Here is a 22,097-nt window from a genome sequence, read left to right as displayed (position 1 = left end):
GAATTCCAAAAAAAAATAAAAATCGTAAACTGCAGAAAGTAATACTTGGAATTTTAAATTTGATGCTTGATAATTTACTTTTAATTAAGCATCCGGATTTTTATCCCGTATATTCTTATATACTTTAAACCCCAACATTATAAGAATGCCCAAAACGATGATTCCTACCACACCCCAAACCCAATTGATGGCACTTTTTAAAATCACCAAAAACACCACGGCGAATAGAATAAAGGTGGCTCCCTCATTCCAAATACGCATAAAACTTGATGTTTTTTTAACCTCATCACTTTGAAGTTGTTTGTAGTATTGATGTGTTTTTAGATGATAAATAAAAAGTAAAACCACAAAGGCTAGCTTTACATGCATCCATGATTGTTGTAACCAATAAGGCTGCAAAATGAGTAACCAAATAGCAAAAAAGGTTGATAAAATAGCTGAAGGCCATGTAATAATAATCCATAAGCGTTTGGCCATTAGTTTTAATTGTTTCCCCAGAATTTCCTTGTCTGGTGAGGGTTTATGGAACGCCTCTATTTGATAAACAAAGAGTCTTGGAATATAAAAAAGCCCTGCAAACCATGTAATTACAAAAATAAGATGAAATGATTTAATGTAATTGTAATATTCCATAACTAGATAGGTTGATTAATTAAATTAGTCTTCACTTCTTTATTCAAAAAATAGGCAGTTACTATGGTTGAAAGCACATCGGAAATCGGAAATGCTATCCACACACCTAGTTCGCCATAAAATTTTGGTAATATTAAAATTAGCGGTATAAAGAAAAAACCTTGACGGGTTAAGGTTAATAATAATGCTGGAATTGCTTTTCCTATAGATTGAAAATAGGCAGCTCCAATAAGTTGTACAGCTATAATCGGGGTTGCGGCAAACACCCATCTCATATCGTTCGGGGTTTGTTTAATAACCTCTAAATCGGTTGTGAACATGCGTGTAATGGCCTCAGGAAACAACATTAAAACCAAAAATATACAAGTTGATAATACGGTGGCAAACTTAATGGCTATATTAATACTTTCCCTAACCCTGTCGTAATTTTTAGCACCATAATTAAATCCTGCAATAGGCAAAAAACCTTGTGTAATTCCCAAAACAGGAAACATGGCAAACATGAGCATTCTACCAACAATAGCATAAGCAGTTACAGAAACTTCTCCCCCTAAATCGAATAGAATATTATTCATAAATAAATAGGTAACACTCACAACGGCTTGCCTGGCAAGAGTTACAAAACCTAAAGACCCAATTTCTTTAACTAAAGTTGAGTTTAATCCAAAATGAGTGGTATTTATTTTTAATTCTGAATTTTTGGAAAGAAAATACCAAACAATATAAACAAACGTGAAGGTGTAAGAAATGGAGGTGGCCCATGCAGCGCCTTCCATTCCAAAATCTAATACATTAATAAAAATATAATCCAATAATAGGTTTCCAACTGATGGAATCATCATGGCATACATTGCAAACTTAGGTTTACCTTCGGCTCTAATAACATTATTTCCCATCATGCTCAGCGCTAAAAAAGGCACGCCATATAACACAATGGTGTAATAAACTTTAGCAGGTTCAAAAATTGCACCTTTACCTCCAAAACCTAAAATAATGGCATCTGCAAACAGTAACCCCGTGCCAACAAAAACCGTTGTAAGTAAAATGGTTAGCGAAATTTGATTTCCAAAAGTTTTTAAAGCTTTATCTCTGTTTCCTGCCCCCAATGCTCTTGAAATAATGGAAGAACCTCCAATACCAATAGCCATACCCAAAGCAGCAATAAAAAAAGAAACTGGCAATACCACATTAATGGCGGCAATAGCAATAGAACCAATCCATTGACCAACAAAAATAGTATCCACCAAAACGTTAAGTGACATTACTAAAATACCAATAGATGCAGGAACCGCCTGTTTAATTAAAATTTTACCAATTGGCTGCGATCCTAAATCTTGTGATGATATTTTTGCCATTATGCATGCTGGGTTTCAGAGGCTGCCCAATGGTTAACCCATTTTGATAAGAGTGCTACCCATTCATCATCATCATTTAAGCAAGGAACTGTTGTAAAATCTTTACCTCCCATTTCATGAAAAATTTCCTGACCTTCCATAGCTATTTCTTCCAAGGTTTCTAAACAATCGCTCACAAAGGCTGGCGTTACAATGGCCATGTTTTTTACACCTTGTTTCCCTAAACGCTCAATAGTTCTATCGGTATAAGGTTGCAACCATGGGTCGAATCCTAATCGGGATTGAAATGATGTAGAGAAACTTCCTTCTTTAATTTGAAGTTTTTCAGCAACCAACCTAGTTACTTCCAAACATTGATGACGATAACAAAATTCATGCGCTTTACTAGGTGTCGCACAGCAACTTCCATCTATTTTACAATGTGACTTTGTTATATCACTTTTTCGAATATGACGCTCCGGCACACCGTGATACGAGAATAATAAATGCTCGTAGTTTACACCTTCTAAATGTTTTTTAATAGAATTTGAAAGTACTTCGATATAATCGGGTTTATTATAAAATGCAGGAACAGACTCTATTTTTAAATTTGGAAAATATTGTTCACGAAGTTCTTCGGCCAACACAGTAATCGTTTCGGTAGTTGCCATAGCAAATTGCGGATACAACGGAAACAGTAATACCTCATCCACCCCTTTATCTACTAACTCTTGAAGGCCTTTCTTAATGGTCATACTACCATAACGCATCGCTAAACCTACAGGTAAACTGGTTAGTTTTTGTAATTTATTCTGAAGTCTTTGCGAAAGTACAATTAATGGCGAACCATCTTTCCACCATATTTTTTTATATGCTGCTGCGGATTGTTTTGGGCGTGTTTTTAATATGATGCCTTTAACCAATGCTGTTCGGGCAATTAATGGAATGTCGATAACGCGCTCATCCATTAAAAACTCGCCTAAATACTTTTTTACATCCTTTGGAGTTGGGCTATCTGGGGAGCCAAGATTTACAAGTAAGATTCCTTTTTTCATGTTGCAAAAATACGATAGAAATTAGAATCCTCATATTTTGCCACAAGTAATTCTAAGATTGTTCTTCAGTTTTTTCCTGATGATATAGTTTAGGGCGCTCCTCGGTATAATCACAATCTTGAAAAATACCGCAAGATGTACTAGGGCGAACTAAAGATTTTGAATTCTTATTTTTTAGCAATGCTTCAATTTCTGGGGTTAAATATTTCATTGTAATGTTTTTTTTGTTGTTGCAAAAATACAACCATTTCCTAAGCCTTTTGTTAAGAAATAGTCAAGTAAATGCAACATTACTTACAAAATTACCGAATTAAGCAATACAAAATACCCCCTAAAAGGTGCTGTTTAAACTCAGGAACCGCATACGACTCGTTGGTGTGCCCTAAACCTGTGTAAAACGAGCGCCCACCATCAAACTCATGGTACCATGCTATAGGATGGTAATCACCATGTACACCACCATCATAGGAAGATTCATCTAAGCGTAACAAAACAGATATATCTTGATTAAAAGACTTAAAATTATACCATTCGTCATAATGCACCCATTGTTCAGGTAAATGCTTCGTAGAAGGATGATTTTCATTTACTCGGATTAAGGTTGCAGTTGCCTGTTCCGGGTGACTTAAAAAATAAGCACCTACTAATTTACCGTACCAAGGCCAATCGTACTCCGTATCTGTAGCCGAATGTATCCCCATAAAACTGCCACCATTTTTAATAAACGTTTCAAAAGCCTTTTCTTCATCGTCATTTAACACATCCCCCGTAGTGTTTAAGAATACCACTAATTTATATTGTTTTAAATTCTCAACAGAAAACTGCTGGGCATCTTCGGTATTGGTAACCTCGAAATTATTCTCTTTGCCTAAAGCTTGAATTGTTTTTATACCTGTTTCAATGGACTCATGTCTAAAACCAGTGGTTTTAGAAAAAACAAGAACCTTATCTGTTGTTCTGCACGAGACAATAAAAAATAAGACAACTACTATTAAAATACTTTTCATAAAATTAATTTAAAGACATGATATATTTTTTAGGAGTTGTACCATACTTCTTTTTAAATGCAGCAATAAAATGACTTGCGGTGCTGTAACCTACACGTAAACCCACTTCGTTTACATTATTTTCACCCGATTCTAAAAGTTTTCTAGCCACTTCCATTTTATAATCGAACAAAAAACTAAAAACCGAATCGCCGTAAATCTGTTTAAATCCTTCCTTTAGTTTTTTAAGCGGTAAACCTATTTCGTCGGCCAATTCCTGTAAACTCGGTGGTTCTGCCATCCTGTTAACTATAATATCTTTAGCCTTTCTAATTTTTATGACGTTGGTTTCATCCACCAAAAACGGACATTGCTCAATATTAGCATCTTCACTTCGGTTAAAATAAAGACTTAACAATTCATAAGCTTTACCTTTAAAATATAAATCTTTTATGGAATGATTCAGATTATAATTCAATAATTGATTTAAAACAATAGCCATAGATGGTGTAATATTACCATCTTTATAGTATTTTTTATCTTTGTTATCTTCATTTAAAAATGAAATATAATCGGCTTCTTGGGAAAACAATCCGTGGAACTTTTTAATTGAAATTAACACAGAAACCATCCAAGAATTAGGATTCACCTGAAGATTAATTGGTAAATCGCGCTGTGGATTGTATAATAACAATGAGTTTTCTTCAAGTATATTTAGCAAATAGCGACCTTCATTAAAAACAAATTTGCTCATACCTTTTACACAAAAGTGAAATTGAATACAATCGCTATCTATTTCTTTAAGAACATTTTGGGTTTCGCTACTGTCGTTTTTATACACTAAAACCAAAAACCCATCTTCCACTTTTGTTTCTTCAAATGAACTTTTAGCGTTGTTTTTCACAAACCTTTCTTCGTTATTTGTTATCATCTTATTTAGTTTAATTCTAAATTAGCAGTAAAAAATGAGGTACTCATACCACAAAAGTATGATATTTATCATGTTTTTGTTAAAAAGCAGTCTAAAAAACCACAAACGACACTAAAAGTTCTTTTAGCGTTGTTTTTTTACTAATCATAAATATACATTTGCTTTCTGAATTACGCGAAAAAAAATGCACCAATATAACATTTCGAAAAGCAAATACTTTTACGCCATAGGCTTGAGTTACAAAAAAGCCGATGCCGACGTAAGAGGTCATTTTAGTTTAGATGAAAACGCGAAATTAAAATTGCTTAATCAAGCTAAAGAAAATGCTATTGAAAGTTTAGTAGTTACTTCTACTTGTAATCGTACAGAAATTTACGGATTTGCAGAACACCCTTTTCAACTTATCCAATTACTTTGCGATAACACAAGAGGTACTGTTGAAGAGTTTCAAAAAGTGGCATACGTTTATAAAAATAATGATGCCGTGTCTCATATGTTTCGTGTGGGTTCGGGGTTAGATAGCCAAATTCTTGGTGATTTCGAAATTATTAGTCAGTTAAAAATTAGTGCAAGACAATCTAAAAAATTTGGATTGTTAAATCACTTTACCGAACGTTTGGTAAATGCCGTAATTCAAGCAAGTAAGCGTATTAAAAATGAAACTGAAATTTCATCGGGGGCAACTTCGGTTTCTTTCGCTTCAGTTCAATATATTTTTAATACGGTTAAAGATATTTCAAGTAAAAATATCTTACTTTTTGGAACCGGCAAAATAGGACGAAACACCTGCGAGAATTTAGTTAAGCATACAAAAAACGAACATATCACTTTAATCAATAGAACGAAGGATAAAGCTGAAAAAATTGCAGGAAAGTTCAATCTTGTTGTTAAAGATTATGCCAACTTACAAGAAGAGATTCACACTTCAGATATTTTAATTGTAGCTACTGGTGCCCAACGCCCTACAATTGATAAACATATAATTCAAACGCACAAACCGCTTCTAATTTTAGATTTATCAATACCAAAAAACGTAGATGCCAACGTGGAAGAATTGGATAACGTTTCGTTAGTACATTTGGATCATTTATCTCAAATTACCGACCAAACTTTAGAAGCAAGAAAAGAGCACATTCCTTTTGCTGAAGCCATAATTGAAGAAGTAAAAGCAGAATTTAACGATTGGTTGGAAACACGAAAATTTGCCCCAACCATTAAAGCTTTAAAGGATAAGTTACTAGATTTTGCTACGGCAGAATTAGAAACACAACGCAAAAAAAATAGCGATTTTAACGAAGTACAAGCCGCGTTAATTAGCAACAATATTATTCAAAAAATAACCAATCATTTTGCACATCATTTAAAAGATGATGGCATTCCTACCGATGAAAGTCTGGAACTCATAAAAAAAGTGTTTCAGTTAGAACCCACAACACATGTCTAAAATTATAAGAATTGGCACCCGCGATAGCGAATTAGCGCTATGGCAAGCTAACATAGTACAAATTCAACTTGAAAGTTTAGGTTATAAAACCCAATTAGTGCCTGTAAAATCTACAGGCGATTTAGTTTTAGATAAACCCTTATATGAACTTGGTATTACAGGTATTTTTACTCGCACCTTAGATATTGCCATGTTAAACCATGACATTGATATTGCAGTACACTCACTTAAAGATGTGCCAACCGTTTTACCAAAAGGTATTGTACAAGCAGCAGTTTTAAAACGTGGTAATGTTAACGATACGTTAGTTTTTAAACATAACGAAGAGTTTTTAGGTTCTAAAGAGGCTGTTATCGCAACTGGAAGTTTACGCAGACGTGCGCAATGGTTAAATCGTTTTCCTACGCATACTGTTGTGGATTTACGCGGAAATGTGAATTTACGTTTACAAAAACTACAAGACAATGAAAATTGGAATGCTGCTATTTTTGCAGCAGCAGGTATTGGTAGAATTGGATTAAGACCAGAAGAAGCCATTAATTTGGACTGGATGATTCCAGCTCCAGCACAAGGTGCTATAATGGTTACGGCTTTAGCTGAAGACGAATTTGTTCGTACTGCTTGTAAAGAGTTAAACCATGAAGAAACTGAAATTTGCACCTCCATTGAACGTGAATTTTTAAATAAACTGGAAGGTGGCTGCACCGCACCTATTGGCGCTCTTGCTTACATTAAAAATGAAGAGGTTAATTTTAAAGGCGTTTTATTAAGTATTGATGGCTCTAAAAGAATTGATGTAACGCGTGTAAAAAAACTAGGCGAACACCATGATATGGCAGAGTTCTGTGCCAATTTTGTAATAGAACGTGGGGGCAAACGCCTGATGGACAGCATTAAAAACGCGAACAAAAAAACAAATATATACTCAACAAAATCGTTTACTGAAGACCAACGTTTACTTTTTCATGAAAAGGTGGTTGCAGAAAGTGCCGATTTTATAAAAATAAGTCTAAACAGAATTCACCCGCGATTTTTAAAAAATGAAATTGAAAATGTGGTGATAACCAGTAAAAATGCGGTTGAATCGTTAATTACGAACTATTCTGCGGTTGAATTGCAGTTTAAAAACATATACTGCGTTGGTCGTCGTACCAAACGTCTTGTAGAAACTAAAATAGGTAAAGTAAAACACTTTGAAAATAACGCTAAAAAACTAGCTAAGTATTTAGTAGAGTTTATGGAAGGTACCGAAGTAACTTATTTCTGTAGTGATTTGCGTTTAGATGATTTGCCAACTATTTTAGAAGAAAACAAAATTAAAGTAACAGAAGTTGAAGCCTACCAAACCAAATTTGACGGTATAAAAGTAGACGATACTGTTGAAGGTGTAATGTTTTACAGTCCCTCAACTGTTGAAAGTTTTATTCAGAAAAACAATGCTGAAATTATAGCTTTTTGTATTGGTGAAACCACAGCCACAGAAGCTAAAAAACATTTTAAAGATGTTAGAATTGCCAAAGTGCCAACCGTTGAAAGCGTTATTGAATTAGTCAATGAACACTACGTTTAAACTCCATACATTGGTATACATTTAAGATGAAAAGAGAATCGTTATTAAATTATCTTTATCGCTTTTTTGATATAATAGTTCTCCTTTTTATTGTTTTTGATTTTGGTTACGATTTTAACGAAAACTTTACATCACCACATGTTATTGGGCTCATAATACTTTTGTTTTTTCTGCTGTTTTTTAATGTTTTTAAGTTTGTAAAATACCAATACAAACGCTTAAAAAATGTAGCATTTGTAAACATCATTATTATTTCGGTTTTACTTGTTACTTCTCTAATAATTTCATTAGCTAATTTTGGTGAAAGTTCGGATATTATCTTACAAAAAATAAAACCCGTATTAGAAGGTGGTTTAATATTATACTTCTTACTCAGGCTTTTAGTATTAGTTAGGCATATTTACGACGTATACTTTAACCCAGCCATCGTATTTGTTGGCAGCTTTGTGATACTCGCCTTAGCGGGTGCTTTTTTACTAATGTTGCCTAGTGCTACCACAAACGGCATTAGTTTTACCAATGCCTTATTTACAGCCACTAGCAGTGTGTGTGTAACCGGATTAACAGTAGTAAATACTGCCACCGATTTTACTTTAATTGGGCAATCCATTATACTTGTTTTAATTCAGTTAGGTGGTTTGGGTATATTAACCTTTACTTCGTTTTTCGCCTTTTTTTTTAGAGGTAGTTCGTCATTTAAAGAAGGTTTAAATACCAAAGATTTTTTAGCACATGAAGGCCTAAAAGATGTTTTTAGAGTGGCATTGAATGTAGTTGTTTTTACACTCGCTGTTGAATTAGTGGGGGCAATATTCATCTATTTTACTGTATCTACAAATACGGCTATCAGTAATAAATTTTACTTTTCTATTTTCCATTCTATTTCGGCATTTTGTAATGCTGGTTTTTCAATATTTTCAGCTGGCTTATTCGATCAAAGTATTCGATTTAACTATGTCTTCCAATGGATTATTATGATCCTCATTGTATTTGGTGGTCTGGGGCATCACATTATATTCAATTTCTACAAATATTTAAAAACCTACGTTTTAGAATTCTTCAATAATAAAATTATTCATAAACGGGTTCCTATAGTAACTCTTAACTCTAAAATAGTAATTTATACCACCCTTATTTTACTATTTTTTGGATGGATATTCATATTTATTTCCGAATATAACAGCACGCTTTTAGACCATGCCACCCTTTTCGGAAAGCTTACAAATGCAGCCTTTGGCTCTGTGTCACCAAGAACTGCCGGATTTAACGTGATAGATTACTCACAAATGACGATGCCTTCATTATTATTCGTTATATTCTTGATGTGGATTGGTGCTTCGCCAGCATCAACCGGAGGTGGCATAAAAACCAGTACTTTTGCATTAGCAACATTAAACATACTTACTATAGCGAAGGGAAAAAGTAGAATAGAAATTTTTGGAAGACGATTTTCGGCAGAATCTACATCCAGAGCTTTCGCTATTTTAAGTATTTCATTAATAATTATTGGTATTGCTATTATGGCATTACTAATTTTAGAACCTAAAGACACGCCACTATTAACGGTGGTTTTTGAATGCTTTTCGGCATATAGCACCGTTGGTTTAAGTTTAAACTTTACACCAACACTTACCGAGGTAAGTAAATACGTTATTATAGCAGTAATGTTTATAGGAAGAATAGGAATGCTCAACTTAATGATTGGTTTATTACGACAAGTGAATCATCAGTTTTACGAGCTACCAAAAGAAAATATTTTAATTAACTAATCAGTCATTAAAATGAAGATAATCGTTTTCGGACTTGGGAATTTCGGTATGGCTTTATCATTAAGTTTAACTGAAACTGGTAATGAAGTTATCGCTATTGATAAACAAATGGATAAAATTAATCTTGTAAAAGATAAAATTTCGCACGCCATTTGTATGGACTCCACAAACGAATTAGCTTACGAAGCTGTTCCTTTAAAAGATGCAGATAAGGTTATTGTGGCCATTGGTGAAAACGAAGGTGCAGCCATCATTACCACAGCCATCATTAAAAAATTATGTAATGTTAAAATTATAAGTCGCGCTTTATCCCCTATTCACGATACGGTTTTAGAGGCAATGGGAATACATAGTATTGTGCACCCAGAACAAGATTCGGCAGATAGACTTACAAAACAAATTAACTTTAAATCGACTCTTGAAAATTATCAGTTGGATAATAACTTCACCATTTCTGAAGTAAAAGCAAAACCCGAATTTTTTGGTAAAACCTTGCAAGAATTAGATTCTATTGATAAGTATCGATTAACATTAATTACCATCATTCGAGAAAAGGAAAAAAAGAATTTAATTGGTAAAAAAACCATAATAAAAGAAACCATAGGAAGAACATCACCCAATACTTTAATTTTAGAAAAAGATATTTTAGTTGTTTATGGCAATAACAAGGATATTGAAAACTATTGTATGGGCGAAGAAGAATATGATTTAAGAAATAAAAATATATAATTGAAAAAACCAATCTTGCTAAACAAGAAACAAACAATATGAGCATAAAAAACGATTTATTTTTAAGAGCCCTAAAAGGAGAAACTGTTAACCGTCCACCTGTTTGGATGATGCGTCAGGCAGGTCGCTATCTACCAGAATTCATAGCACTTAGAGAGAAATATGACTTCTTTACACGCTGCCAAACACCAGAAATAGCCAGTGAAATTACTGTTCAGCCTATTCGTAGATATGGCATGGATGCTGCTATTTTATTCAGTGATATTTTGGTTATTCCTCAAGCTATGAATATTGAAGTGCAAATGAAACCGAACTTTGGGCCCTATTTACCAAATCCCATTCGCACGTCTAAAGATGTTGAAAACGTTATTGTTCCCGACGTTAAAGAAGCTTTAGGTTATGTTTACCAAGCTATAAAAGCAACTAAGGAATTATTAAATGATGAGATTCCCTTAATTGGTTTTGCAGGATCCCCATGGACCATCTTATGTTATTGTGTGCAAGGTCAAGGCAGTAAAACCTTCGATAAGGCTAAAGAATTTTGTTTTACAAACCCAGTGGCAGCCCATTTGTTACTTCAAAAAATAACCGACACTACCATTGCTTATTTAAAAGAAAAAGTAAAAGCAGGTTGTAATGCTGTACAGGTTTTCGATTCTTGGGGCGGTATGCTTTCTCCGGTAGATTATCAAGAATTTTCTTGGCAATACATCCAACAGATTATAGACGCCTTAAAAGACGATGCACCAGTAATTGCTTTTGGAAAAGGTTGTTGGTTTGCGTTAAACGATATGGCGAAGTCTGGCGCTGCTGCTTTGGGAGTAGATTGGACTTGCTCACCAAGAAATGCACGTTATTTAACGGGTGGTAACATCACGCTTCAAGGCAACTTTGATCCATCACGTTTATTGTCTCCCCCTTCCGATATAAAAAGAATGGTGACCCAAATGATAAACGAATTCGGTAAAGACAAATACATTGCAAACCTTGGTCATGGCATTTTACCTAACATTCCGTTAGATCATGCAAAGGCATTTGTAGATGCTGTTAAGGAGTATAAAAGTCCATCTTAAGCTACCTACAGGCTAGAAACTTTAACAAACGCAACCCTATTTGCTAAAACTTAAAACGTTGAATACATATTATTCTATCTAAAACCAAACACCCTCTCCAAAGGAGAGGGTTAAAGAGTGGCTTTATATGATTAAAAATATATTTTCAGGAATTCAAGCCTATTTTGGAGCGTTTAGTTTAATATCCAAACTAAAGCTTTGGAAGTATTTTGTTATTCCAATGCTAATAAGTTTCATAACGGCCATTCTAATTGGCGTTTCTGCCTATGCCTTATCCGATAATATTGGGTTTTATGTCTCTAAAATATGGGTTTGGAATTGGGGCAAAGAAACCTTTACAACCATTTGTAATATCATAGGTGGCTTGTTAATAATTCTTATAGGGCTCATCTTGTTCAAGCATATTATAATGGCTCTATCCGCGCCCTTTATGAGTCCCGTTTCAGAAAAAATTGAACATCATTTAGTAGGCCAATTGCATACACACAGAAAAACTTCATTCCTTGCCCAACTTTTACGAGGTATTCGTATAAATATTAGAAATCTAGGCTTAGAACTAGTTTTAACTGTACCAATACTTTTACTTGGTTTTATACCTATTATTGGTATATTTTCAACTGTATTATTAGTATTAGTTCAAGCTTACTACGCTGGTTTTGGTAATATGGACTATACATTAGAGCGTCATTTCAAATACCATGAAAGTATCCAATTTGTTAAAAACAACCGTGGGTTAGCCATTGGAAATGGTATTATTTTCCTGCTTTTTTTATTAATTCCCGTAATTGGTGTAATTTTAGTGCTGCCGCTTTCGGTAACCGCAGCTTCAGTAAAAACTATTGAAGCTTTAAAATTAAATGACAAATAAAAAAATGGTTCAAAAAATCATATTATCTCCATTTCAAAAATTCGTTAAAATTGAAAGTTCGAGTGGAATCTTATTACTCATTGCTACCATTTTAGCACTTATTTGGGCCAATTCGCCTTTATCAGAAAGCTATTATGCTATTTGGCAATATAAAATGGGTGTTACCACCGAAAGCTTTGAATTAAACAAACCATTAATACTTTGGATTAATGATGGGTTAATGGCCATCTTCTTTTTTCTAATTGGATTGGAAATTAAAAGGGAGTTCTTAATTGGAGAACTTAATTCCACTAAAAAACTAGCATTTCCATTAGTTGGTGCTTTAGGAGGCATGCTTATTCCTGTGCTGTTTTTCATCCTTATAAATCAAAACCCAGACACATTTAAAGGTTGGGGTATTCCCATGGCTACCGATATTGCCTTTTCTCTAGCTATTTTAAAAGTATTAGGAAACAAAGTACCGCTTAGCTTAAAGGTGTTTTTAACTGCTTTTGCAATCGTCGACGATTTGGGTGCTGTTTTAGTTATAGCCTTATTTTATAGTGGTACCATTAAAGTTAGTTTATTAGGTATCGCATTTGTATTATTAGCCATTTTATACTTTTTATCATACAGAGGACTTTTTTCAAAGTTTACATTGATTTTTTTAGGAATTATCATTTGGACATTATTTTTAAAATCGGGTATTCACCCTACCCTTGCTGGTATTTTGCTAGCGTTTTCAGTGCCTATCAGTCAGAAAATAAAAACGCAAGAATTTATCGATAACCTGGTATCAATTACCAACAATATTAAACAAGCAAGGATTTCAAAAAAACCCATTCTATCCAGAGAACAAATTCAGGAAATTGATGATTTAGAAGATTGGACCAACAAATACCAATCGCCACTTCAACACATGGAGCACAATTTACACGATTGGGTGGCCTATTTTATCATTCCACTATTTGCTTTAGCCAATGCAGGTGTGGTTTTAAATAGCGGCATTCCTTTGGATATAGCTTTGGTTATTAATATAACTATCTGCTTAGTATTAGGTAAAAGCATTGGGATCTCTTCCATCGTTTTACTAGCCAAAAAACTTAAGATTATTGAAATTCCGCAAGATATTTCGAATCTTCAAATTATAGGCGTTTCATTTCTAGCTGGTATTGGTTTTACCATGGCTATTTTTATTGCAGGTTTAGCCTTTGTGGATAGCCCTACCTACATAGATTCTGCGAAAATTGGTATTCTAATAGGCTCATTAATTTCTGCAGTCCTTGGATTTATCATATTACGCTTCAAAAAATAAATATGAAAGACACATTCTATCAATACATACAAAATTTACAAGATACCATAACATCCGGATTAGAAGCTATTGACGGTAAAGCTACATTTCAAGAAGATATTTGGGAACGACCTGAAGGTGGCGGCGGGCGTACACGTGTTATTGAAAATGGTAACGTTTTTGAAAAAGGTGGCGTCAATATTTCTGGAGTTCATGGAAAATTACCAAAGTCAATGCAAACCTATTTTAATGTAGGTGATGTTGATTTTTTTGCATGCGGATTAAGTTTGGTGCTTCACCCTAAAAACCCATTGGTTCCAACCGTACACGCTAATTGGCGCTATTTTGAGATGTACGATGAAAACGGTAACATAATTGATAGTTGGTTTGGTGGCGGACAAGATTTAACGCCCTATTACCTATTTGAAGAAGATGCCATTCATTTCCATCGCATCTGTAAAACGGCTTGCGACAAGCATAATCGGGAGTTTTACACCACTTACAAAAAGCGTTGTGATGAATATTTCTACAACGCACATCGTGAAGAAGGTCGAGGCCTTGGCGGTTTGTTTTTCGATTATTGTAAAGCAACAGATGAGATGACAATGCAAGATTGGTACAGTTTTGTTACCGAAGTAGGCGATAGCTTCTTAGAAGCCTATGTGCCTATTGTTGAAAAACGCAAAACCTTACCGTATACCGAGGCCCAAAGAAACTGGCAAGAAATTCGCCGTGGACGTTATGTTGAATTTAATTTGGTACACGATAAAGGCACCTTATTTGGATTAAAAACCAACGGACGCATAGAAAGTATTTTAATGAGTTTGCCACCACATGTGCAATGGGTTTACAACCATAAGCCCGAGCCAGGAAGCCAAGAAGAAAAATTGATAGAAGTATTAAAAAAACCTGTAGATTGGGTTTAAATAAAATCCTAAAAGGTTAAAAAAATCAGGAATTTGAATTGCTACTGCGGAAATAATAAAACCTACCAAAATTGCTGTGAAATTTACCATAAAAATGGCGGTAAAACTAAAACAGCTGAACAGTTAATGCGCTCCAGATATTCTGCATTCGTTTTGGCTAATGGCGACTATTTAATGCTAAGTCATCACCCTTCTACCCGACCAATAAAGGAGAAAAAAGACATCGTTTCTTGGGCCAAATCCGTACAATGGATAAAATTAGAAGTTTTGGAAACTTCCAAAGGAAATGAAACCGATTCCGATGGTACCGTCACATTTAATGCGTATTTTTACGAGCGCGGAAAAGTAGAAGTGATTCACGAAAAATCTGCTTTTTTAAAAGAAAATAATCAGTGGACCTATTTAGGTTTAAGTAAATAAAATAATAGTAATGTACCCACTTAGAAGAAACAGACGTTTAAGAACCAATGAAGCCATTCGTTCCTTAGTTCGAGAAACCATCCTATCTCCAAGCGATTTTTTAGTCCCTTTATTTGTAGTTGAAGGCCAAAATATAAAAGATGAAATTCCGAGCATGCCAAATTATTTCCGTTACAGTCTAGATTTACTAGAAAAGGAAGTGAAGGAACTTTGGAGTTTAGGTTTAAAATCGGTGCTACTATTCGTTAAGGTACCAGATAATTTAAAAGACAATAAAGGTACCGAGGCCTTAAACCCTAACGGATTGATGCAACGTGCGATTAAAACCGTAAAAAATGCCTGCCCAGATATGTTGGTTATGACGGATGTGGCTTTAGATCCTTATTCTATTTACGGACATGATGGTATTATAGAAAACGGTATGATAGTTAACGACCCAACTGCCCAGTTTCTAGCAGAAATGAGCGTTTCGCATGCGCAAGCTGGTGCCAATTTTGTAGCACCAAGTGATATGATGGATGGACGTATTTTAACCATTCGAGAAGCTTTGGAAGATGAGGGGTTTATTAATACCGGAATTATGAGTTATTCGGCTAAATATGCTTCGGCATTTTACGGACCGTTTCGCGATGCGTTAGATTCTGCACCAGTGGATATGGTTGATATTCCAAAAGATAAAAAAACCTACCAAATGGATTATGGAAACCGTTTAGAAGCCATCAGAGAAACTAATATGGATATTGATGAGGGCGCCGATATTGTTATGGTAAAACCAGGACTTTCATATCTTGATATTCTAAGAGACATTAAAAATGAAGTTGATGTACCTGTTGCTGTGTATCAAGTGTCTGGTGAATATGCCATGTTAAAAGCCGCTGCCGAAAAAGGTTGGTTAAATCACAACCAAGTTATGATGGAAACCACAACTGCTTTTAAACGTGCTGGGGCAGATATTATAGCGTCCTATTTTGCCAAAGATGTGGTTAAACTTATAAGTTAGCAAACTAGTTTCAATTACAATACGAACTTCTCTTCTAAAACAATAGGCAAGAATCATTATGTTTATGTGACTAAATTTGATTAAAAACTACCGATTTTTATAAATTTTATTAAATAAAACTTCTTAGAAGACACTTATTTTAATTAAAAAAATCAACCGAAAATTTATCCGTTATGAGAAACCGATTCTTAAATTCCAAAGTAATTTTAACGCTCTTTATAGCGGTAACGCAAACCATCCTTTCACAAGCACCTAATTATATTATTGTTTTAGGAGATGATATTAGTCCTTCTAGCCTAGGCTGTTATAACGCCCTAAATCCAAATACCTCTCCTAATATTGATAAACTAGCAAAAGAAGGGATTAAGTTTAACAATATGTTTGTTTCCCAAGCCGTTTGTGGCCCAACTAGAGCAGAATTATATACTGGCTTACAACCTCATAGAAATGGATGTTCTAGCAATCATATGCCCACAAAAACTGGCACGCTAAGTATTGTTCATTACCTTAAAAAACTAGGTTACCGGGTTGGGTTAACTGGAAAAAGGCACTTTTCGCCTGCAGCAGTTTATCCCTTTGAATTCATTGAAGGCTTTGAAGAAAATGCTAATGCCAAAAAACCAATATCAGAATCATGGGATAGCGTAAAAGAATTTGTTTCACGTAACCAAGAGCAACCCTTTTGCCTTATCATATGCTCTGTACACGCCCATGCGCCATGGGATTCTGGAGATACTTCTTGGTGGAATTTAAGCGACCTAAAACTACCTCCTATTTTAGTTGACACCCAAGAAACTAGACACTATTTTCGGGAGCATCTTGCAGAAATACGATTGTTTGATGAACAAGTTGGAAACGTTCAAACCTTAATGAAAACCTTTTCACTAGAACAAAACACTGCGTTGATTGTTTTAAGTGAAAATGGAACGGGTATGCCCAATGGGAAATGGAGTAATTATGATTGGGGTGTACGGTCTGGTTGTATCATGAAATTTCCTGCGCCTTATAATAAAATTTTTGAAACCAATACCATTGCCCAATATTGCGATATTGTACCCACATTAATAGATGCTGCAGGAGGCAAAATCCCTGAAAATTTAGATGGTAAAAGTTTGATGCCCATTATTAGTGGTAAAACAAACAAGCATAGAGAAAATGCATTTTTTGTATATAATAACGGTAAAGAAGGAACCGACTTTTCATCTCGTGCCGTTACAGATGGACGTTTTAAACTTATTTGGAATTTAACACCCAATACCCTATTTGCTGTTCGGGTTATTAATGGTTTCGATTACGGTTATATTGATAAAATGGAAGACCGACACGTAAGGAAAATGTATTTAAGTTGGCTTGATAAAGCTGCAACAAACCAAAATGCATCAAATATGGTGCAGCGTTACAGAAAAAGACCAGAGTATGAACTTTATGATTTAAATTCGGACCCTTGGGAGTTGAATAATTTAGCAGATAACCCTAATTACTTAAAAGAAGTAACAAATTTTAAACACGCTATTGTTGCTTGGATGAACCAACAAGGCGATGTTTTAATGAATTGATAGTACCAATAAATCTTAATAAAATTACCGTTCTATTTTTTTATCAACGCTATAGGTAGTTTCAAAATACCCAATGTTGCCTTGATTGGTAATGCCTTCTATTATAACAAGCATATCACCTATATTGTCTGCATTATAAAACTCAACTTTTGCCTCTCCATTTTCATCTGTATTGAAATTTGGTAACCAATGGACTACCGAACGTAAATCGGGTATCTTCCAATCGTTAATGTCATCTGCATCATATTTTGGCGCATAAAATTCACGCTTGGGCGTAAAACCTTGAACACTGCCTTTATAAATACCTTTTGGTCTTTGTACACCATAATATCCCTTGCCTGTATACGTATAGATGCTTATTATTGACGTTCTTCCTTCAGAAACCGATTCAGTTGGTGCAAACATCTGATCTTCATTAGAAAAAGAAGGCCTATTTAAGTCAGAATCATAATATCTTGGATATGTTGGACGATTTATTATCTCAAAGCTTTTAATTTCTTCCGTAGGTAAACTTTCCAAATATGGATAATCTAAAGGTTTTACAGCAATACCGTCTATGATAACAATCGTGCGGTCAGATCCGTAAACATATGCTACTAAGTAATCACCCGTGTCGATTATACCAACATCATTAGGATAATTGAATTGCAACAAACTATACAACCCATAATGCCATTTTTTTGTTTTTGTCATCAGTTCATCATTTTCTATCACCAAATCTGGTGCACCATGTAAATCCATCACTTTTTCTCGAGTTGGCGTCATATTATAACCATCAAGCTTCACTTCATCTAGAGCAATGGTGCCATTAGCTACTTTAAAGTCCTCCAATGCTTGTCTGCGGGCAATGTTCTGTTCCACATAAACATTGACACTATCTATCAATTGTACTTGTTCTTCTCTTAAAAATTCCACTTTTGGACTAATAGGCATATCCAAATCTATTGTGAAATTCTTTTTGTCTCCTTTTTCATTTTTGGTCTGAATCGTAACTTTAAAATTATCCTTATAATAATCATCTATCTGAAAATGGAAAACCCCTGTGCTGTCTACTTGTTGGGTTGCTACGTTTAAAGGACCATAAACCATAGTGACCTCCACAGGTTCTCTTAAGGGTTTGTTGGCACCGAAAAGATTCCTTACCCTACCTATAACAGATAAACTTGTTTCCGGCAGAAACTCAAAATCGGTGCTAAACTCCGTACTTTCATATTTATAATTGCTCCAACCTTGGGTCAATAACAGGGCATCCATATCGTGTTTTCTGCTCTGGTTGTTCGGGTTGAAATAATGGGAAGGGGTTTCTATGTTGCCTTTTAATTCTGAATCCAACAGAAAATAGGATAGAATATTGCTACGTGCATCGTTCACGCTTCCCAATTGTTCCTTGTTGACCACCAATACCGATAGGTTGGTTTTAATGGCATTACTTTCCTTATCCTTTGTGGTCAAGTTCAAAACGGTTTTATCGCGTTGTCTGTAATGCTTTAAATGTGGGGTGGTTGTTATGTTGATGCGTTCGTCTTCCTTAAAATTAAAGAACAAACGTTCGGCAACAATTTGGTTTTGTTTGTTGGTGATGGTGAACTTAATGATGCCCTCGGGAAACATGCTTTTTTCTATGCCCGTATTAGCGATTCCTTTTTTGAATGGCAGATAGAAACTATCGTACTCCACGCCCCGTGCCTGTGCTTTTACGTGCAGTTCCTCTTGGTTTGGGTCTTTGGAGTTTAAGGTGATGATGATATACTCCTGTAGTTCCTTTACTTTTATCACCACGCCCGTTGGGTTTGCTTTGGGCAGTTCGTATTTGTATTCTATATCGTTCTTACCTTTTACACTGGCGTAGTAAGTTTTTTGGATGTCGGGTGTTAAATAGGTAGTCCCCATGCCCAAAGGGTTGCTTTGGAAGGGCATGATGATGTTACCGTCTTGGTCTACAATATAACCGCTGACTTCCTTCCCTTTGTTGTTATAATCGAGTGCCTTAAACCCGATGGTACTTGTGAGCCCATCTACCAACTTGCCGCCTTCGGGGAAAAACTGTAAGTCCAGATACTCCTTGTTTACCGCTACGGTTTTGCTGTATGAACTTACATGTCCCAGATTGTTGTTCCTTAGTTTTACGGAATCCAGTTTTAGTTCCATGCGGGCTTTTATAACATCTTTTGGGAGTGCATATTGAAATGAATAGCCTTCATCTGCACCTTTTTTTATTTCTACCGAATCTGTTTTTTTATCGGTATGGATGTACATTTTTAGCTTGCCTTTGTATTTTGGGTTCAGTAAGTTTGGGTATGCCTTTGCCGAAAGTTCAAATTGGTCGGGAGCGGTTTCCGTAAGCGTGATGTTCCTGATGGCCTCTTCATTTTCCGAAACTTTTTTGGCTGCGTAGATATCGATATAGGTCTGTGAAATGAATGCGCTATCAAAGTTTTTGTTCCATTGGGTATAGGCACGTACCATGTAGCGTCCCGGGGGCAACTCTTCATTTAGATCGAAAAAACCATCGGCCTTTCCATAGTCCAGTTTCAACAGTTTTTTGTCTATGATGCGCTTGTCGAAATCAATAAGTTCCACATGCAGGACACTGCTTATTTTGGTGGGTAAGTGTGCAAAATCAGTGACTATGGCCTTGAACCAAATGGTATTATCGGTGGTAAAAACGCTGCTGCTTAACTGTATATAGATTTTTTCGGCGTAGGCATTTTTAGAGTCTATAACCAATGACTTTTCCTGGGATTGAACTTGATGGCTTATTAAAAGGAAAAAGAAACAGAACAGAATGGTGCAGAAATTGTTTTTCATAAATCGCTTAGTTAGGTTAAAAACCTTACACAATTATCATACCAATATAAAACAAATTCTTACATTAAAAGATTAAATTGATTTTGTAAATTAGCGCTAAGAAAACTTTTTTAATGAACACATTAATTTTTTGGGCAACCATTTCTATTTTCTTTTCTTTTTTATGCTCTATTCTTGAAGCTGTTTTATTAAGCGTAACACCTACCTTTTTAAATCTAAAAAAACAAGAAGGTAAACTCTATGCACATACCTTAGAAAAACTAAAAAAAGACATTGACAAGCCCCTTATCACGATTCTTACACTAAATACGGTAGCGCACACATTAGGTGCTATGATGGTTGGAATTGAAGCAGAAAAACTGCCTTATAAAATTGAATTTCTCGGTATAAACACCGTAGGGGTTGTTTCTGCGCTTATGACGTTTTTAATATTAGTTGCCTCAGAAATTATTCCAAAAACCATAGGAGCCACTTATTGGGAAAATTTAGTGAATTTTACCGCGAAAGTCTTGGTTGTTTTAATGTTTCCATTAAAATGGACTGGTATTTTATGGTTACTCCAATTAACCACAAAACTTATTGGAGGTAAAGGACATGGAAGCGTTTTAAATCGGGAAAACTTTATTCTAATGACCGATATGGCCCAGAAGGAAGGTGTCTTTCAAGAGAATGAAAGTAAAATAATTAAAAATCTGCTAACATTTAAAGAAATATATGCTAAAGATGTGATGACGCCCCGAACCGTTATCCAAACAGAAAATGAAAACACGACTGTAGAAGACTTTTTTGCAAGAAATTTAAATTTACGATTTTCAAGAATCCCTATTTATGATGAGGATTCAGATAATATCATAGGGCTAGTTTTAAAAGATGAAGTCTTTAAGGAAATGGCACTTGATAATGGTCACAAAAAATTATCGGAACTTAAACGAAACATCATTGTTGTACATAGGCGATTGCCAATACCTCAGCTATTTGAAAAATTGGTGGAGAGCAGAAACCATATGGCTTTAGTGGTTGATGAATACGGATCTGTTAGTGGTATTGTTACCATGGAAGATGTAATTGAAACGCTATTAGGTCTGGAAATAATGGATGAAAGCGATAACGTTTCTGATCTTCAGCACTTGGCAAGAAAAAGTTGGGAATCCAGAGCTAAAAAATTAGGTATCTTGGACGATCCTGATAGTACGGAACAGTGAAAACCTGCATCATCAAATCGCCTTTAGGTTTTACCAAAATTGTTGGTAACCAGGATGGAATATGCTCTGTTGTTGTACTGAACTCTGAAGAAAAAATAACCGACAATATTCCTACTGAATTAGAGGATTGCGTCATTCAACTTCAGCAATATTTTGAAGGTATACGAACGCACTTTAGCCTAAAACTAAACCTAAAAGGATCGAATTTCCAAAAAACAGTATGGAAACAGCTACAAGAAATTCCATATGGTAAAACTATTTCATATTTAGACTTATCTAAACAACTAGGTGATGTTAAGGCCATACGTGCTGTAGCCAATGCAAACGGCAAAAACCCTATTTGGATAATTATTCCCTGCCACCGTGTTATAGGAAGTGATGGTAGTTTAACTGGTTATGCCGGTGGTTTGCACCGAAAACAGTGGCTTTTAGAACATGAAAGGCCACACAAACAGCAGACTTTGTTTTAATTTTTTTGGGGACTGAAATACATAAAATTATTTCCTATATTTAATTCAAC

Annotated in this window: 20 protein-coding genes; 13 read left to right on the top strand and 7 right to left on the bottom strand. The window is 35.0% G+C overall.

The window, feature by feature from the left end:
• Nucleotides 1-84 precede the first annotated feature (84 nt).
• From ABYI63_RS07010 to ABYI63_RS06985, 6 genes are all read right to left on the bottom strand, one after another.
• On the bottom strand, nucleotides 85-633 hold the full coding sequence (locus ABYI63_RS07010; protein ID WP_372754867.1) for a CopD family protein: 549 nt from the start codon (nucleotides 631-633) through the stop codon (nucleotides 85-87).
• A gap of 2 nt (nucleotides 634-635) precedes the next feature.
• Nucleotides 636-1,988 carry an MATE family efflux transporter gene (locus tag ABYI63_RS07005; protein WP_372754865.1) on the bottom strand — a complete coding sequence of 451 codons (1,353 nt, stop codon included), beginning with the start codon at nucleotides 1,986-1,988 and terminating at the stop codon, nucleotides 636-638.
• A complete protein-coding gene (gene hemH, locus ABYI63_RS07000; RefSeq protein ID WP_372754863.1) occupies nucleotides 1,988-3,022 on the bottom strand; it encodes a ferrochelatase in 1,035 nt (344 codons plus the stop codon). Before hemH ends, ABYI63_RS07005 begins: the two co-directional genes overlap by 1 nt.
• 52 nt (nucleotides 3,023-3,074) lie before the next feature.
• Complete coding sequence (locus tag ABYI63_RS06995) at nucleotides 3,075-3,233, bottom strand: hypothetical protein (RefSeq protein ID WP_372754861.1); 159 nt, start codon at nucleotides 3,231-3,233, stop codon at nucleotides 3,075-3,077.
• Between the two features lie 91 nt (nucleotides 3,234-3,324).
• Complete coding sequence (locus ABYI63_RS06990) at nucleotides 3,325-4,029, bottom strand: ThuA domain-containing protein (RefSeq protein WP_372754859.1); 705 nt, start codon at nucleotides 4,027-4,029, stop codon at nucleotides 3,325-3,327.
• A gap of 4 nt (nucleotides 4,030-4,033) precedes the next feature.
• Nucleotides 4,034-4,939 carry a helix-turn-helix transcriptional regulator gene (locus ABYI63_RS06985; RefSeq protein WP_372754857.1) on the bottom strand — a complete coding sequence of 302 codons (906 nt, stop codon included), beginning with the start codon at nucleotides 4,937-4,939 and terminating at the stop codon, nucleotides 4,034-4,036.
• A 184-nt stretch (nucleotides 4,940-5,123) separates the two neighbouring features.
• On the opposite strand from ABYI63_RS06985, the gene hemA reads away from it, so the two are divergent.
• From hemA to ABYI63_RS06930, 11 genes are all read left to right on the top strand, one after another.
• Nucleotides 5,124-6,383, top strand: a complete 1,260-nt coding sequence (hemA, locus tag ABYI63_RS06980) for a glutamyl-tRNA reductase (protein WP_372754855.1) — start codon at nucleotides 5,124-5,126, stop codon at nucleotides 6,381-6,383.
• The gene (gene hemC, locus ABYI63_RS06975; RefSeq protein WP_372754853.1) at nucleotides 6,376-7,953 is read left to right on the top strand and encodes a hydroxymethylbilane synthase; all 1,578 of its coding nucleotides are present in this window, start codon (nucleotides 6,376-6,378) and stop codon (nucleotides 7,951-7,953) included. The genes hemA and hemC overlap by 8 nt, the downstream gene beginning before the upstream one ends.
• Before the next feature lie 26 nt (nucleotides 7,954-7,979).
• Complete coding sequence (locus ABYI63_RS06970; protein WP_372754851.1) at nucleotides 7,980-9,722, top strand: TrkH family potassium uptake protein; 1,743 nt, start codon at nucleotides 7,980-7,982, stop codon at nucleotides 9,720-9,722.
• 12 nt (nucleotides 9,723-9,734) lie between these two features.
• Nucleotides 9,735-10,451 (top strand): TrkA family potassium uptake protein, encoded by a 717-nt coding sequence (locus ABYI63_RS06965; RefSeq protein ID WP_372754849.1) that lies wholly within the window; start codon nucleotides 9,735-9,737, stop codon nucleotides 10,449-10,451.
• Nucleotides 10,452-10,489: 38 nt separating this feature from the next.
• Nucleotides 10,490-11,524 carry a uroporphyrinogen decarboxylase gene (gene hemE, locus ABYI63_RS06960; protein ID WP_372754847.1) on the top strand — a complete coding sequence of 345 codons (1,035 nt, stop codon included), beginning with the start codon at nucleotides 10,490-10,492 and terminating at the stop codon, nucleotides 11,522-11,524.
• Nucleotides 11,525-11,651: 127 nt separating this feature from the next.
• On the top strand, nucleotides 11,652-12,392 hold the full coding sequence (locus tag ABYI63_RS06955; protein WP_372754845.1) for an EI24 domain-containing protein: 741 nt from the start codon (nucleotides 11,652-11,654) through the stop codon (nucleotides 12,390-12,392).
• On the top strand, nucleotides 12,382-13,686 hold the full coding sequence (gene nhaA, locus ABYI63_RS06950) for a Na+/H+ antiporter NhaA (RefSeq protein ID WP_372754843.1): 1,305 nt from the start codon (nucleotides 12,382-12,384) through the stop codon (nucleotides 13,684-13,686). The genes ABYI63_RS06955 and nhaA overlap by 11 nt, the downstream gene beginning before the upstream one ends.
• A 2-nt stretch (nucleotides 13,687-13,688) precedes the next feature.
• Complete coding sequence (gene hemF, locus ABYI63_RS06945; protein WP_372754841.1) at nucleotides 13,689-14,591, top strand: oxygen-dependent coproporphyrinogen oxidase; 903 nt, start codon at nucleotides 13,689-13,691, stop codon at nucleotides 14,589-14,591.
• Between the two features lie 33 nt (nucleotides 14,592-14,624).
• Nucleotides 14,625-15,011, top strand: coding sequence for a YchJ family protein (locus ABYI63_RS06940; protein ID WP_372754839.1), 387 nt, complete (start codon nucleotides 14,625-14,627; stop codon nucleotides 15,009-15,011).
• Nucleotides 15,012-15,021: 10 nt separating this feature from the next.
• The gene (gene hemB / locus ABYI63_RS06935) at nucleotides 15,022-16,011 is read left to right on the top strand and encodes a porphobilinogen synthase (protein ID WP_372754837.1); all 990 of its coding nucleotides are present in this window, start codon (nucleotides 15,022-15,024) and stop codon (nucleotides 16,009-16,011) included.
• A gap of 173 nt (nucleotides 16,012-16,184) precedes the next feature.
• A complete protein-coding gene (locus ABYI63_RS06930; RefSeq protein ID WP_372754835.1) occupies nucleotides 16,185-17,567 on the top strand; it encodes a sulfatase in 1,383 nt (460 codons plus the stop codon).
• A 24-nt stretch (nucleotides 17,568-17,591) separates the two neighbouring features.
• Here the strand turns inward: ABYI63_RS06930 and ABYI63_RS06925 are convergent, their stop codons facing one another.
• Nucleotides 17,592-20,375 carry a hypothetical protein gene (locus ABYI63_RS06925; RefSeq protein ID WP_372754833.1) on the bottom strand — a complete coding sequence of 928 codons (2,784 nt, stop codon included), beginning with the start codon at nucleotides 20,373-20,375 and terminating at the stop codon, nucleotides 17,592-17,594.
• 113 nt (nucleotides 20,376-20,488) lie between these two features.
• Between ABYI63_RS06925 and ABYI63_RS06920 the strand changes: the two genes are divergently transcribed.
• Nucleotides 20,489-21,577 (top strand): CNNM domain-containing protein, encoded by a 1,089-nt coding sequence (locus ABYI63_RS06920; RefSeq protein WP_372754831.1) that lies wholly within the window; start codon nucleotides 20,489-20,491, stop codon nucleotides 21,575-21,577.
• On the top strand, nucleotides 21,574-22,047 hold the full coding sequence (locus tag ABYI63_RS06915) for a methylated-DNA--[protein]-cysteine S-methyltransferase (RefSeq protein WP_372754829.1): 474 nt from the start codon (nucleotides 21,574-21,576) through the stop codon (nucleotides 22,045-22,047). Before ABYI63_RS06920 ends, ABYI63_RS06915 begins: the two co-directional genes overlap by 4 nt.
• Nucleotides 22,048-22,097 lie beyond the last annotated feature (50 nt).

This window comes from Mariniflexile sp., from assembly GCF_041583155.1.
In the GTDB taxonomy this organism is placed as follows: domain Bacteria; phylum Bacteroidota; class Bacteroidia; order Flavobacteriales; family Flavobacteriaceae; genus Mariniflexile.
The sequence above is the reverse complement of the archived record's forward strand: the minus strand, read 5'-3'. Positions and strand labels throughout refer to the sequence as shown.

Excerpts from the sequence above, each read along its gene's own strand:
- ABYI63_RS07010 (WP_372754867.1), bottom strand. The coding sequence starts at position 633 with ATGGAATATTACAATTACATTAAATCATTTCATCTTATTTTTGTAATT.
- ABYI63_RS06990 (WP_372754859.1), bottom strand. The coding sequence starts at position 4,029 with ATGAAAAGTATTTTAATAGTAGTTGTCTTATTTTTTATTGTCTCGTGC.
- nhaA (WP_372754843.1), top strand. The coding sequence starts at position 12,382 with ATGACAAATAAAAAAATGGTTCAAAAAATCATATTATCTCCATTTCAA.
- ABYI63_RS06920 (WP_372754831.1), top strand. The coding sequence starts at position 20,489 with ATGAACACATTAATTTTTTGGGCAACCATTTCTATTTTCTTTTCTTTT.
- ABYI63_RS06985 (WP_372754857.1), bottom strand. The coding sequence starts at position 4,939 with ATGATAACAAATAACGAAGAAAGGTTTGTGAAAAACAACGCTAAAAGT.
- ABYI63_RS06995 (WP_372754861.1), bottom strand. The coding sequence starts at position 3,233 with ATGAAATATTTAACCCCAGAAATTGAAGCATTGCTAAAAAATAAGAAT.
- hemE (WP_372754847.1), top strand. The coding sequence starts at position 10,490 with ATGAGCATAAAAAACGATTTATTTTTAAGAGCCCTAAAAGGAGAAACT.
- hemH (WP_372754863.1), bottom strand. The coding sequence starts at position 3,022 with ATGAAAAAAGGAATCTTACTTGTAAATCTTGGCTCCCCAGATAGCCCA.
- ABYI63_RS06965 (WP_372754849.1), top strand. The coding sequence starts at position 9,735 with ATGAAGATAATCGTTTTCGGACTTGGGAATTTCGGTATGGCTTTATCA.
- ABYI63_RS06925 (WP_372754833.1), bottom strand. The coding sequence starts at position 20,375 with ATGAAAAACAATTTCTGCACCATTCTGTTCTGTTTCTTTTTCCTTTTA.
- ABYI63_RS06930 (WP_372754835.1), top strand. The coding sequence starts at position 16,185 with ATGAGAAACCGATTCTTAAATTCCAAAGTAATTTTAACGCTCTTTATA.
- hemA (WP_372754855.1), top strand. The coding sequence starts at position 5,124 with ATGCACCAATATAACATTTCGAAAAGCAAATACTTTTACGCCATAGGC.
- ABYI63_RS07005 (WP_372754865.1), bottom strand. The coding sequence starts at position 1,988 with ATGGCAAAAATATCATCACAAGATTTAGGATCGCAGCCAATTGGTAAA.
- ABYI63_RS06970 (WP_372754851.1), top strand. The coding sequence starts at position 7,980 with ATGAAAAGAGAATCGTTATTAAATTATCTTTATCGCTTTTTTGATATA.
- hemF (WP_372754841.1), top strand. The coding sequence starts at position 13,689 with ATGAAAGACACATTCTATCAATACATACAAAATTTACAAGATACCATA.
- hemC (WP_372754853.1), top strand. The coding sequence starts at position 6,376 with ATGTCTAAAATTATAAGAATTGGCACCCGCGATAGCGAATTAGCGCTA.
- ABYI63_RS06955 (WP_372754845.1), top strand. The coding sequence starts at position 11,652 with ATGATTAAAAATATATTTTCAGGAATTCAAGCCTATTTTGGAGCGTTT.
- hemB (WP_372754837.1), top strand. The coding sequence starts at position 15,022 with ATGTACCCACTTAGAAGAAACAGACGTTTAAGAACCAATGAAGCCATT.